Raw genomic sequence first — 13,269 nt, 5'->3', positions numbered from 1 at the left:
GTGAGATAAATAGCATACTTGATGAGCCACCATACATTAACTTCAAATAGTTAAAAGACGTTACCCTACTTTTATTGGTATTTTAAAGGTGTTGGTCTTTTATATATTTTAATGATTTGAGAGAGGATGTAGATGAATATTCCAGACCATATAAAGCAAAATGTAATAAATTGATCTGTATTAAATGGCTCATTAAATACAAAAATTCCTAATATAAAAATTAATGTTGGTCCAACATATTGAATGAATCCCATTAATGAGAGGGGGATGCGTATAGCACCTGCTGAAAATGATAAAAGTGGGACGGCTGTGACTGCACCTGAAAACAGCAACCAAAATGTGGACATATTTAAACCAATACTCAAATGACTATGTAGCGCCATATAGACAATATATATGAGTGCCATTGGTGTTGTTACAATAGTTTCAATTGTGATACTACTTAACGCATTTAAAGGCACTAATTTTTTTAAGAGACCATAAATTCCAAATGAGAAAGCCAATAATAAGGATATGTATGGAAACTCTCCAATTTTGATGGTCATGTAGAGTACACCAGTTAAAGCAATAAGAATGGCTCCCCACTCTAGGCGATTAAATCGTTCTTTGAAGAAAATCATCGCCAGTAAAATGCTAACTAATGGATTAATATAATAGCCCAAACTTGTTTGTAGAACATATCCAGCTTCAATGGCATAAATGAATGTGCCCCAATTTAAAGTTACGACATACCCAGCGACGATGATGATGATTAATTTTTTAGGTGAAGCAATAAGGCTGTGAAGATCATTTTTAAATGTCGTCCACTGTTTCATGATTGGGAGCAATATTAACATGAAAATGAGAGATAAAATAATCCGTATCATAAGTGTTTCTATCGCATTTATCCCTGTTATTAAAGCCCAATAAAGGGGAAGCGTACCCCAGAGTATATACGCGATGAAAGAAAACATAATCCCCTTTTTAAAACTTGAATCTTGCATAGTCATATCCCCCTCTATCTATCTTCATGAAGCTAAATCATGATTTGTGTTCTTGTATATACATAAACTTTTGAATTTTTATGGATAAGATTTTAACACTTAATGTTACTATATATTTCATTTAATGTGCAGGTTTTTTAGATGCCCAATATTGATAATATGTTGTTTCAATATAGCCATTAAACAATTTGCGACGTTTCGTTGCTTTTCGATTCGCTAAATACTCAAAATCTTTATGACTCGTCATAATATAAAGCGACAATTGATCATGTTTATGAAGTAACGTACCCAAATAACGATACATTTCTTCCACTTCGTCACGCTCTCCAATCCGTTCTCCATATGGTGGGTTACCTATAATCCCCACAGGGCCATCCTGTGATATTGTTAAAGTATTCACGTCTTTCACACTAAAATGAATGATATCTCCCATGCCTACTTCCTCTGCATTTGCTTTAGCAATTTCAATCATTGCGGGGTCAATATCTGAAGCGTATATCTCAATTTTTTTATCATAATCGGCGGCTTCGTCAGCTTCAGCACGTAAAGTATCAAATAAATTGTCCGGCATGATATCCCACTGCTCTGATACAAAAGAACGGTTAAAGCCAGGTGCAATATTTTGAGCAATCATACATGCTTCGATGGCTATCGTTCCAGAGCCACAAAATGGATCAATCAGCGGTGTATCGCCCGTCCAATTGGCTAATTTAACTAAAGCGGCAGCTAAAGTTTCTTTAATAGGTGCTTCCCCTTGTTTTAATCGGTAACCGCGTCGATTTAACCCTGAACCTGATGTGTCAATTGTGAGGAGTACTTGATCTTTTAAAATATTAACTTCTATAGGATAATTTGGTCCAGACTCTTCTAACCAACCGGGGATTTGATACGCATGTTTCATACGTTCTACGATTGCTTTTTTTGTTATAGCTTGAACGTCTGGTACACTAAATAATTTTGATTTCAAACTGCGTCCTTGAACTGGAAATTTTCCATTTTCACAAATAATAGTTTCCCAAGGCAAGGCTTTTGTTTTTTCAAATAATTCATCAAACGTCACCGCATGAAATTGACCTACAATAAGTTTGACACGATCTGCAGTCCTTAACCATAAGTTCGCTTTTACGATTGCGCTTTCATCTCCCTCGAAATAAATGCGACCATTTTCGATACGTGTGTCATATCCTAAATCTTGTACTTCTTTAGCGACGATGGATTCAAGTCCCATAGGGCATACTGCTAATAATTGGTACATAGTAAACCTCCTCTATATGCTTATAAATTTGAGTTATGTAAAAATTAAATGAATTGTACCATACTTATGTCAAAGATAATGTCTTTTTGTTTTTCCTTCAATGAATAAGTGTTGACAGTACAATTGGGTTGCGTCATGCAAAAAAATAAAAGTGTATTACATCGCCTAAAATTAATGATTTAATGCTTAATTAGCATATGACAAACATCGTAAAGACGAATTTAAAATTAAACAAATGATGGGGCTGGAACATGTTGTCCCAGCCCCTAACTAGTAGTGATATTTTTATAAGCCATGTTCTGTCCCGTAGTACTCATGATGTGCACTAGTTACACTGGTACGCCGGTCGTAATCATCTGTCTGAAAAGCATTACTACTTTTCCTCATCTATACGTTCATTTCCGTTAGATAAGTGCTCCTACCAAATTTGGATTGCTCACTCGAGGGGTTTACCGCGTTCCACCTTCGTTATTTCTAACTGAAGCTACGTCACTGTGGCACTTTCAAACTAATGTAACCATATCTAAAGACTTAGGTTAGGTCGTTGCCGTCAATATAGCTATTGCCTTGACTTATGGTTTCATCAAGCACGAACACTACAATCATCTCAGATTGTGTGAGCATGGACTTTCCTCTATATTTACTATAGCGATTACGCAAAATATCACTCAAAAATTATATCATTTTGTTTCATAAAAGCAATGATTATTTGCCAAATACAGCCTTTTCAAGGTTAGAGATACGTTTTAGGATGTCTACATTGCTATTTTGATTTGCACTTTGATTAGCAAAACTTTTGTTATCATGTGAGCGACCGGAAGCCACTCGAATACGTAAATCTTCAATTTCTTTTTTTAACTTGTTATTTTGCTCGGATAATTTAATGACTTCACTATTTAAGTCAGCCATTTTTTGATAATCCGCAATGATATCATCTAAAAAAGCATCTACTTCTTCAGGGCGGTAACCGCGTACCATTGTTTTTTCAAAATCTTTCTCATAAATATCTTTTGCAGATAACTTTAAAGAAACATCTGACATGATTTCTCCACCTCATTTGATTCAATTTTCTTCAGACCATTGTAAATCATTGATAAAGCTTGTAATTTCGTCAAACGCCACAATATCACAAGTATAGTTTGTTTTTTCTGTAAAATCAACTAACTTACGCTTGAAAAACTTTGGACTAGCTTCTTGATCTTCGTCATAAATTAAAATTGTAATATCCGTATGGTCTAACATAAATTGATCTGCTGCTTGAAATTGATGTGGTCCTTCATAAGGGCGTTGAAATATACTACTTACAAAATCTGCTTGAGCTATAATTTGTCGATAACGCATTTGATTCGTTTCATTCCATTTCTCAGTATGATGATGAAATGGTGTAATAATCCCTAATTTTATATCAGGATAGTTTTCTTTTAAGTCAATCACACATTCTGCCGCCCATAATTCAATACCCAATTGACCTTGAATTAACACCCATTCAAGCCCCTCTTCTATATAGCTGATTAATTTGTGCGTTATAAATTTCTTTAAGTAGTGTACTTCTTGTGCTGTTTCATTAAAAATATTAAGTTCATAGGACTTATAACCTGTGATATACATGGTTTTAAACATTTTTTTGTTCACTCATTTGTTTTAAATAATTTAAATCATGTGTAATTACTTTGATTTTGTCATTGAAAACTTTAATGCTTGTATTTTTGTAATGACATTCAACTGATACTTCTTCTATTAATTGGATGAAACGATTAAATTTGTGCGAATTAAAATAAGGATACGATGTCACTATATGGAATTGTTGTTTAAAAGATGACACCAATGCGTCCACTTTAGCAACAAAGGGTTTTATTTCAGTTTCAAAATTAAAAGTATGGCCTTGTTTGGCTAATTGAAAGCGTTGTTGTATCGCTTGGTTGACAGCAATCATGTCATTATACATACATATTTTCCTCCTTCTATATGTATCTTCTTAGACGTGCTAAATTCAATCGGATTAAGGTTAACGCATTTATAGCATTTGTGATACAATAATATCAGTTTATGATTACTTTAATTGCGTCGTATTATATACGAACATAATATTGATTTGCAAAGTTTTTTGTAAAGTATTGTGACAGAAATTAAAAGTTATCATACGAATATAGTAATGTATTGAAAATGTCCTAAATATCAATATTTTATGATTTATGTGAGATGATTGAAAACATTACTAAAAAGAAAGAACTTTAGACGTTCTAACTTATTTAAGAATTTAGGTGGCAAAATGAACTATCCTAATGGTAAGCCTTTTAAGCCAAATCAGACTCGAGGCGGAATCATGAACGCAAGTCAACATAGTAAAATTGAATACGGTGGACGCGGGATGACATTAGAAAATGATATCGAGCGTTCAAATCAATTTTATATGAAACAGCGACGTGCAGTCATTCATAAAAAGCCTACACCTGTTCAAGTAGTGCATGTAGATTATCCAAAACGCAGTCAGGCTGTTATTAAAGAGGCTTATTTTAGAACGCCTTCTACAACCGATTATAATGGGATTTATAAGGGGTACCACATTGATTTTGAAGCGAAAGAAACAAAAAATAAAACGTCTTTTCCGTTACAAAATATTCATGAACACCAAGTGATGCACATGTCTCGTGTGTTAGACCAAGGTGGCATGGTGTTTTTACTCATTCGATTCAAAGTGTTTGATGACGTATATTTACTCCCTTTTAAAAACTTTCTTCCTTTTTGGGAACGGTATCTCCAAGGAGGAAAAAAATCTATTTCGGTTGAAGAAATTCAAGAAAATAGTTACTATATTCCTTATCAATATCAACCAAGATTAAATTACCTCGATGCAGTTGATAAGTTGATATTAGATGAAAGTGAGGACCGCGTATGACGGAAAAGAAAAGGACTTCTAATAGTTCATCTCAGAAGTCCGGTCAAAAAAAGAATAGAAACATCAAGCGCACAATCATTAAAGTGTTAAGCTTTATGGTGCTGGCTGGAGTTATTTTAGGCTTACTCGCAATACTTCTTTTTGCATATTATGCATGGAAAGCACCAGCCTTTAATGAAGCGAAATTACAAGATCCAGCACCAGCAGAAATTTTTGACAAAAATGGACAACTTGTTAAAAAGCTTGATAATGGTGCAAGACGTGAACATGTTGACTTAAAGGATGTCCCTCAGCAAATGAAAAATGCCGTTTTGGCAACTGAGGATAACCGTTTTTATGACCATGGTGCCCTTGACTACAAACGTTTATTTGGAGCAGTATTAAAAAATGTCTCCGGTGGCTTTGGTGCTCAAGGTGCGTCAACTCTAACACAACAGGTGGTTAAACGTACTTTTTTAACGGATCAGAAGTCAATTGAACGTAAAGCACAAGAAGCATATTTATCCTATCGTTTGGAACAGGAATATTCTAAAGATGAAATATTCCAAATGTACTTAAATAAAATTTATTATTCTGATGGTGTATATGGGATTAAAGCTGCTGCTAAATATTACTTCAACAAAGATTTAAAAGATTTAAATCTCGCTGAATCTGCCTATTTAGCCGGTTTACCACAAGTCCCTAATACGTATAATATTTACGATCATCCTGAACAAGCAGAACAACGTAAGGATACTGTATTATACTTGATGGCGTACCATAACCGCATCTCTGAAAAAGAGAAAAAAGAAGCTCAGAATACGCCTATTACTGAAAATTTAGTACAGCGTACGTCTAAGGAACGTCAAATCAAACCTGATGATAGTACAAAACAATATGATTCATATGTGAACTTCATCAAGCAAGAATTAATGGCGCACCCAGATTTTAAAGGTGAAAACTTATCAGACCTTTTAAATAGTGGTATTAAAATTTACACTAATATGGATAAAAATGTTCAAGATACATTACAAGAGCGTGTAAATAATGGTGGCTATTATAAGAATGAAGACCAACAAGTTGGTGCAACGATTGTTGATAGTAAGACAGGTGGCCTAGTTGCTATTTCTGGTGGTCGTAATTATGAGGATGTCGTAGAAAGAAACCAAGCGACAGACCTACACCCTACCGGCTCTACATTAAAACCTTTCTTAGCATACGCACCTGCCATTGAAAATCTCCAATGGGCGACGAATCACGCATTACAAGATGAGTCTGCGTATAACGTAGACGGTGGTACGTTTAGAAACTATGACCAAAAGAGTCATGGTACGGTTGCACTGTATGATGCCTTACGTCAAAGTTTTAATATTCCTGCCCTTAAAACTTGGCAACAAGTAAAAGAACAAGCAGGTAGCAATGCACCTACTGATTTCGCTAAAAAAGTTGGTTTAGAGTACGAAAACACGAATATTGGTCCTTCTGAAGTATTGGGTGGCTCATCTTCTGAGTTCTCACCTACGCAACTCGCTTCAGCTTATGCATCATTTGCAAATGGTGGCGAGTATAATAAAGCACACGCAATTAAACGTGTTGAAGAAGCCAACGGCAATACGATTGAATTTGATCATACGAGTCATAAAGCAATGGAAGACTACACTGCTTACATGATTACTGATGTTTTAAAAGGCACATTTAAAGCGTACGGATCAGCATACGGAAACAATCCTGGCTTTAACGTTGCAGCAAAAACAGGAACGGGTACTTATGGATCTGAAGTCTATCAACAATACAATTTACCTGATTCAGCTGCCAAAGACGTTTGGATTGCAGGTTATTCTCCTAAATATACAATGTCGATATGGATGGGCTTTAACCAAGTAAAACCATACGGAACAAATTCGTTTGTAGGTAGTAGTGAACAAAAATTACCACAAGAATTATTTAGAGAAGTTATGTCAGGCATTCACCCACCAGGTTATAGTGAGGACTTTAAACGTCCTGATTCTGTTGGAGGTAGTGATAAGAGCTTGTATGTTGCTAAATCACCAGACCATAATACAACAAGTAATTTCACTGAAAATAGTGGAGGTACAAACGCAGGTGGTTCTTCAACAAACTCAAATAGTTCAACGGCAAATTCACAAAGTGGTACAACAGGTAATAGCGGAACGACGACTCAACGAAGTACACCGACTGGTCCAAGTGGTACCATTCGCAGCTTCTTTGGTTTTTAACATTAACAAACGCCTAGACAATTTTTTCGTCTAGGCGTTTGTTTTTTCTTTTATATTAAATCCCTATTGTACTACGATGCCCCATCATCTTCATAGCGCACACGATATGCGGCATGCATTTTTATAAGTTCGGATTTTAACGTTTTCATTTGTTGATAGCCCATGTAGTGATGCTTACGTTGTAAGATATAAGTTAATCTTTCTTCTAAATTAAAAGGTTTAATGATTAAATGAACGTCATCAAGAGCCTCGATAGATGAGATATGATTGATATCCTTGAAATATGATATGAGCAAATGATAATAATCATCTAATAATTCAAATGATGGAGGCTTACCAACTAAACGTTTTGTTGCAAGTGCATCCAATTGATGTTCTAAATCAAGAAACTGAGATTTATAATCTATCATGAAACCCCTCCTGCAGCTCTAAGGGATGCTTTATACCGTTTTTGTCCCTCTCTACAATCATCAAACAATGGACATTCTCCACACTTCGGTTTACGTGCTAAACAATGATAACGTCCGAAAAAAATTAATTGATGATGGCTCTTAGTCCAACGATCTTTAGGAATGATAGATGTGAGTTTACGCTCCACTTCTAGTACACTATCTTTCCATCGACAAATTCCGAGTCTTTTAGATACACGTTCGACATGCGTATCCACTGCTAACGCGGGTGCACCAAATGCGACACTCATGACGACGTTCGCAGTTTTTCGCCCTACACCAGCTAAACTCTCCAATTCTTGATGTGTTTCTGGTACTTTACCATCAAATTTTTCAATTAAAGACTTTGATAATTTTTGAATGTTTTTTGCTTTATTGCGATATAAACCGATACGTCGAATATCATTTTCCAATTCAGAAAGGTCGACGTTTAAATAGTCTTCAGGTGTGTGATACTTTTGGAATAAATCGTGGGTCACTTTATTTACAGTGTTATCTGTGCATTGTGCTGACAATAAAACTGCAATCGTGAGTTCAAAAGCATTATTATGTTTTAATTCGCATTCTGCATCTGGAAACATGTTATCAATTGTATCAATCATCTCTAAAGCTTTTTTCTTACTTACCATTTGGTGACTCCCCATTTAACCAATCAAATTTAGGGAAATTTTCTATTTTTTTTGGTCCCTCTTGTGATTGTTTTTTGAATTTTGCCCGAATAGGTTTTGCGTCCTCTGCGGTAGTGACGTTATTTTTTTGCCAGTTTAACAATATCCTATCAATATATTTCAAACTTAATTTATTATGACTCAATGCTTCATCAATTGCAGCTTCGATTAACTGGTGTGGATAGTGATTGACGTCTATCCATTGTGAAAGTGTTTCAATTTCTAAAGGTGACAATGCTCTCCCAAAACTAGATTCAACTTTTGAGAATAAGCGTTTAAATTGAGCTGTTTCGTTTTCACTATCAAGTTGTTGTTTTTCATGTTCTAATAATTGTGCGAATTGATTAAAAAAGCCATCTAAATTGATGAACTCAGAGAATTTGCCTTCGCTATTTTTTTCTACTTTCATTGATAATAAATCTAAACGAATAAGTTTTTGGATGATCATCGTTACTTCAGTTTCTTGCATAGTCGTACCTTGCTTAAGAATATCAATGGAAGGTTGTAAATTAGAGATTTCATAGGCATGCAATATTTTGATTAGAATAACCAAATCTGCTTCATTTAATCCGAGTGCTTGATAATAATTAAGCAACTCGTAGCGAATAACTACAGGACGTATTTGGAGTTCTCTTGCATTCATATCGTCACCTCGTTTCATTTTGATATAAAAAGACCAAGCTCAAAAACGCGTCATGAGACTTGGTCAATTGTCGTTAAATTTCTATGGATATAAACGATTTAATAAACGCGGGAATGGAGATGTTTCACGTACATGTTCAACACCTGAAATCCACGCTACAGTACGCTCTAAACCAAGGCCAAAGCCACTATGCGGTACAGAGCCATATTTACGTAAGTCTAAATAATATTGATAACTCTCAGTATCTAATTGATGTTCATCAATACGTTTTTCAAGCAATTCAATGTCATTTATACGTTCTGAACCACCGATAATCTCACCATAACCTTCAGGTGCAATTAAATCAGCACATAATACAGTTTTTTCGTTTTCTGGATTTGGTTGCATATAAAACGGTTTAATTTGAGTTGGATAATTCACAATAAATACTGGTAAATCATAATGATTCGCTATCGCCGTCTCATGAGGTGCACCGAAATCATCCCCCCATTCAATATCATCAAATCCTTCTTTATGTAAGAAGTCAATCGCATCATCATATGAAATTCTTGGGAATGGTGCTTGAACTTTTGCTAGTTTAGACGTATCACGGTCAAGAGTTTTAAGTTCAATTTCACAATTTTTAAGTACAGATTGTACAATAAAGGATACATATTGTTCCTGAACTTCTAAACTTTCTTGATGTGTCGTAAACGCCATTTCGGGCTCAATCATCCAAAATTCAATTAAATGACGACGTGTTTTAGATTTTTCTGCACGAAATGTTGGTCCGAATGAGAATACCTTTCCGTAAGCCATTGCTGCAGCTTCCATATATAATTGACCACTTTGTGATAAAAATGCATCTTCATCAAAATATTTTGTATGGAATAATTCACTTGTGCCTTCTGGAGCACTTGCAGTGAGAATCGGTGGATCAATTTTAGTGAAGCCATTATTGTTAAAGAATTCATAAGTCGCACGAATGATTTCATTACGAATTTTCATCACAGCATGTTGTTTTTTTGAACGTAACCATAAATGACGGTGATCCATTAAAAATTCAGTGCCGTGATTTTTGGGTGTAATTGGATAGTCATGTGCATCATGTATTACTTCAATTGATTTCACTTGCATTTCATATCCTAAATCAGAGCGTTGATCCTCTGTGATTTCACCTGTGATATATAAAGAAGTTTCTTGCGTAATTGATTTTGCAAGTTTGAACGTTTCTTCTTCAACTGCTGCTTTAACGACCACCCCTTGCATAAAACCAGTACCATCACGCAACTGCAAAAATGCAATTTTACCGCTTGAGCGCTTGTTTGCAAGCCAGGCGCCAATGGTAACCTCTTGACCTATATAATTCTTAGCTTCTTTTATCGTTGTTTTCATAACCAGTCTCCTATAACAATTTACTCATTCTTATTTTATCAAAACTTACTTATTAGTGCTACAATCGTAAAAATGCCAAACAAAAAACATTTAATCTTTCTTTTTAGACTGTAATTGTATTAATAATTTATCAAAATCATGGATAGTGCCATAATGGTTTTGGAATGGTTCAAGAGCTTCGTCAAAAAAATGTTTATAGTGCTGTTCTTTTAATCTATTATCAAAAGATACAACTATACCTTTATCATTTTCGTTTCTTAGCAAGCGCCCTAATCCTTGTTTGAATCTTGAAACAGCTTCTGGTAAAACATAATCTTTAAATATGTTATCGAATTCATCTTTTAAGAGCACTGGTTTTGCATGATATTGACTCATGAATGGTAATTTTGTAATCATGACACATTTTATGCCATTTGCTTGATAATCAAATCCTTCAAAAAACATTGTTGTTCCTAACAAAATTGCTTTTTCAAAGTGGTTAAATTGTTGAACGATTTTGAAGTTTTGACTTGGCTGTTGTGATAATATGACATAATCTTCAAGTGATTCTAAGTCTTGTAGATAATTCATGACTTCATATAACATTTTATAACTTGTAAATAAAACCAGACACTTTCCTTGAACAATATCTGCATAGTCGATAATGTACGATACGATAGATTGAATATAATCATCATGGTTGTAGTAATCAAAGCGTTCTATATCAGACGGAATAAACAAATGACCTTTTGTATTAAATGGCTGTTGAGGTTTAATCGTAAATGTTTTAAAGGATTCATTTTCAAACCACTGCTTATAGGTTTCAAATGAGCCATTAAAAGTTAAAGTCCCAGATACAAAGGTGATTGAGTCAAATTTTTGAAGTACTTTTTGGGTCAAAATGGTCTTGATTTTGTTTTCTTTAATATGAACTTTTAATGTTGATTTCTGATGTGTATTTTTAAGAGATATATATAAAGGTTGCTGGCGTTGAATTGCATTATCAAATTGCTTCATCATATCACGAATGTAAAGTAAGTGTTTACGAATTGCTTTTATAGTGGCATGTTTCATACTATTAAAGTTTTCAAGTGTTAAATTAATTTGCTGTGTAAGACGACGCAATGGTTTTGTAATCTGATCAGCATCTAAATCGTAGATGTAAAACGTTTTGGCCGTTTCATCTTCATAAATTTTGGATTGATGCGCACATTCAAATAATACATTAAATAAATGCTCATTTTCCTCATGGATGCGCTCAATATCTTCTTTAATTTGAAAAACATTTATAGGTGGGATATCTAATTTTTTTTCAATACGTTGTTGCTCTAAAATATCTAACTGGCGCAATAGTTTTTCATTTTCAGTTTTACCTATTAATCCGAGTTGGTATTTTATGTCAGCATAATCCACTTGTTTTATTGCTCTGTCAAACGCATAATCAGGTAAACGGTGCGCTTCGTCAATAATACAATGATTAAATAATTGATAGATTGAATTATCGGGTGATGAATACATTAAATGTGCATGGTTGGTCACGCCGATTTGTATACGCTGTGCATTCTGCTTAATATGGTGATAATAATGAACATCATTCTTAACGGGGATGTATGTCTCGGTTTTTTGAGAAAAATACATTTTCTGTCCCCCGCGTAAATTAAGCTCATGAATATCACCCGTTTCTGTTTGCAAAATCCATATGAGGAGTTGCATTTTTAATACATTCACTTCATAGTTCGGTGTGGATTCTTCGAGGATTTGACGAACAAGGCCTAAAGAAATGTAATCTTGCTTACTTTTAATCATACGTGCATGTAATCGAGTGTTTAGTGCACGATTAATCAAAGGAATATCATGATTTAGTAATTGATTTTGCAATAATTTAGTGTTTGTTGAAATCATGACATGTTCCCCAGTTTCAATATGAAACATAAGTGCAGCAATAAGATACGCCAAAGATTTGCCGCTTCCAGTATCCGCTTCAATTAATGTTTTTTTACTATGCATGATCTGGTTATAAATCGTTTCTGCCATATACAACTGTGTCTCACGCCATTGATAACCTGCTGCATCTATAATCGTGCGATATAAAGATTTAATATCCCCGTCAAACGTTAAACGCGTTTCTTTTAAATCTGGTATAGGTTTGTAATAGAGTCCATTAAAATGCTGATATGTAGAAACTTGATGATGATCTTTATGTTGACGGACTAACTCAAAGAAATAATGATCCAATTGATACTTTAAATGTTTACTTAAAAAGTAAAGTTGTTTCATTGTTTCTAAAGGAAGTTGTTCAAACTGCTTAAAGGCCATTATCATAAGTTGGGCAGTCGTATGTGCATCTTCATCTGCCCGGTGTGCTTGTTCTAAAGGAATGTCCTTTGCATCTGCGAGTTCACTCAACTGATAACTTTTTTCCATAGGGAAAGCAATTTTAAATAACTCAAGTGTATCTATAATTTGTGGAGGTTCATAATTGATATGTGCACGTTTAAAAGCGTGTTGAAGAAAATTTAAATCGAAATTCACATTATGTGCCACAAACACACAATTTTTAAGCTTTTCATGAATAAGCGGCGCAATCTCTTTAAAATAAGGTGCGTGGTCAAGCATATCTGCTTCAATAGAAGTTAAGGCTTGAATAAAGGTTGGAATTTCTAAATCTGTTTTGACCATGGAATGAAATTGATCGACAATTGTTTGGTTTTCAACAAATGATATGCCAATTTGAATAATCTCATCATAGCCGGCTTGATTTCCGGTCGTTTCTAAATCGACAATAGCATATCGTGTTATTGACATA

The 13,269-nt window shown here is 34.5% G+C and carries 12 protein-coding genes and 1 other RNA gene; 2 read left to right on the top strand and 11 right to left on the bottom strand.

Features of this window, described 5'->3' with window-relative positions; all coding sequences use genetic code 11:
• Positions 1–71: 71 nt before the first annotated feature.
• The 6 genes from rarD to SHYC_RS07080 form a co-directional block, all read right to left on the bottom strand.
• The gene (rarD, locus tag SHYC_RS07100; protein ID WP_039645748.1) at positions 72–983 is read right to left on the bottom strand and encodes an EamA family transporter RarD; all 912 of its coding nucleotides are present in this window, start codon (positions 981–983) and stop codon (positions 72–74) included.
• 121 nt (positions 984–1,104) lie between these two features.
• Entirely contained in the window at positions 1,105–2,238 is a 1,134-nt protein-coding gene (locus tag SHYC_RS07095; RefSeq protein ID WP_039645746.1) for a THUMP domain-containing class I SAM-dependent RNA methyltransferase, read from the bottom strand.
• 283 nt (positions 2,239–2,521) lie between these two features.
• An RNA gene (gene rnpB, locus SHYC_RS12035) (RNase P RNA component class B) lies at positions 2,522–2,902 on the bottom strand.
• Positions 2,903–2,943: 41 nt separating this feature from the next.
• Positions 2,944–3,279, bottom strand: coding sequence for a cell division regulator GpsB (gene gpsB / locus SHYC_RS07090; protein ID WP_039645744.1), 336 nt, complete (start codon positions 3,277–3,279; stop codon positions 2,944–2,946).
• A gap of 21 nt (positions 3,280–3,300) precedes the next feature.
• On the bottom strand, positions 3,301–3,858 hold the full coding sequence (locus SHYC_RS07085) for an SLOG family protein (protein ID WP_039645742.1): 558 nt from the start codon (positions 3,856–3,858) through the stop codon (positions 3,301–3,303).
• A complete protein-coding gene (locus SHYC_RS07080; RefSeq protein WP_039645739.1) occupies positions 3,851–4,183 on the bottom strand; it encodes a DUF1798 family protein in 333 nt (110 codons plus the stop codon). The genes SHYC_RS07085 and SHYC_RS07080 overlap by 8 nt, the downstream gene beginning before the upstream one ends.
• 324 nt (positions 4,184–4,507) lie before the next feature.
• On the opposite strand from SHYC_RS07080, the gene recU reads away from it, so the two are divergent.
• Both recU and SHYC_RS07070 read left to right on the top strand, forming a co-directional pair.
• Positions 4,508–5,134, top strand: a complete 627-nt coding sequence (gene recU / locus SHYC_RS07075) for a Holliday junction resolvase RecU (protein WP_039645737.1) — start codon at positions 4,508–4,510, stop codon at positions 5,132–5,134.
• Positions 5,131–7,350 (top strand): transglycosylase domain-containing protein, encoded by a 2,220-nt coding sequence (locus SHYC_RS07070; RefSeq protein ID WP_039645736.1) that lies wholly within the window; start codon positions 5,131–5,133, stop codon positions 7,348–7,350. The genes recU and SHYC_RS07070 overlap by 4 nt, the downstream gene beginning before the upstream one ends.
• Before the next feature lie 71 nt (positions 7,351–7,421).
• Here SHYC_RS07070 and SHYC_RS07065 read toward each other — a convergent pair whose 3' ends face one another.
• The 5 genes from SHYC_RS07065 to SHYC_RS07045 form a co-directional block, all read right to left on the bottom strand.
• Positions 7,422–7,760 (bottom strand): YpoC family protein, encoded by a 339-nt coding sequence (locus SHYC_RS07065; protein WP_039645734.1) that lies wholly within the window; start codon positions 7,758–7,760, stop codon positions 7,422–7,424.
• The gene (gene nth, locus SHYC_RS07060) at positions 7,757–8,428 is read right to left on the bottom strand and encodes an endonuclease III (RefSeq protein ID WP_039645731.1); all 672 of its coding nucleotides are present in this window, start codon (positions 8,426–8,428) and stop codon (positions 7,757–7,759) included. Before nth ends, SHYC_RS07065 begins: the two co-directional genes overlap by 4 nt.
• Entirely contained in the window at positions 8,418–9,110 is a 693-nt protein-coding gene (locus SHYC_RS07055; RefSeq protein ID WP_039645729.1) for a DnaD domain-containing protein, read from the bottom strand. Before SHYC_RS07055 ends, nth begins: the two co-directional genes overlap by 11 nt.
• Positions 9,111–9,191: 81 nt before the next feature.
• The gene (gene asnS / locus SHYC_RS07050) at positions 9,192–10,484 is read right to left on the bottom strand and encodes an asparagine--tRNA ligase (RefSeq protein WP_039645728.1); all 1,293 of its coding nucleotides are present in this window, start codon (positions 10,482–10,484) and stop codon (positions 9,192–9,194) included.
• A gap of 90 nt (positions 10,485–10,574) precedes the next feature.
• Entirely contained in the window at positions 10,575–13,268 is a 2,694-nt protein-coding gene (locus SHYC_RS07045; RefSeq protein WP_039645726.1) for a helicase C-terminal domain-containing protein, read from the bottom strand.
• Position 13,269: the final 1 nt, after the last annotated feature.

This window comes from Staphylococcus hyicus (genome assembly GCF_000816085.1).
In the GTDB taxonomy this organism is placed as follows: Bacteria; Bacillota; Bacilli; order Staphylococcales; family Staphylococcaceae; genus Staphylococcus; species Staphylococcus hyicus.
This window is presented reverse-complemented; position numbering and strand designations above follow the sequence as displayed.

Bases quoted from the DNA above. Each gene is read 5' to 3' on its own strand.
- SHYC_RS07080 (WP_039645739.1), bottom strand. From the start codon at position 4,183: ATGTATAATGACATGATTGCTGTCAACCAAGCGATACAACAACGCTTT.
- rarD (WP_039645748.1), bottom strand. From the start codon at position 983: ATGCAAGATTCAAGTTTTAAAAAGGGGATTATGTTTTCTTTCATCGCG.
- SHYC_RS07045 (WP_039645726.1), bottom strand. From the start codon at position 13,268: ATGTCAATAACACGATATGCTATTGTCGATTTAGAAACGACCGGAAAT.
- nth (WP_039645731.1), bottom strand. From the start codon at position 8,428: ATGGTAAGTAAGAAAAAAGCTTTAGAGATGATTGATACAATTGATAAC.
- gpsB (WP_039645744.1), bottom strand. From the start codon at position 3,279: ATGTCAGATGTTTCTTTAAAGTTATCTGCAAAAGATATTTATGAGAAA.
- SHYC_RS07095 (WP_039645746.1), bottom strand. From the start codon at position 2,238: ATGTACCAATTATTAGCAGTATGCCCTATGGGACTTGAATCCATCGTC.
- SHYC_RS07085 (WP_039645742.1), bottom strand. From the start codon at position 3,858: ATGTTTAAAACCATGTATATCACAGGTTATAAGTCCTATGAACTTAAT.
- SHYC_RS07055 (WP_039645729.1), bottom strand. From the start codon at position 9,110: ATGAATGCAAGAGAACTCCAAATACGTCCTGTAGTTATTCGCTACGAG.
- recU (WP_039645737.1), top strand. From the start codon at position 4,508: ATGAACTATCCTAATGGTAAGCCTTTTAAGCCAAATCAGACTCGAGGC.
- SHYC_RS07065 (WP_039645734.1), bottom strand. From the start codon at position 7,760: ATGATAGATTATAAATCTCAGTTTCTTGATTTAGAACATCAATTGGAT.
- asnS (WP_039645728.1), bottom strand. From the start codon at position 10,484: ATGAAAACAACGATAAAAGAAGCTAAGAATTATATAGGTCAAGAGGTT.
- SHYC_RS07070 (WP_039645736.1), top strand. From the start codon at position 5,131: ATGACGGAAAAGAAAAGGACTTCTAATAGTTCATCTCAGAAGTCCGGT.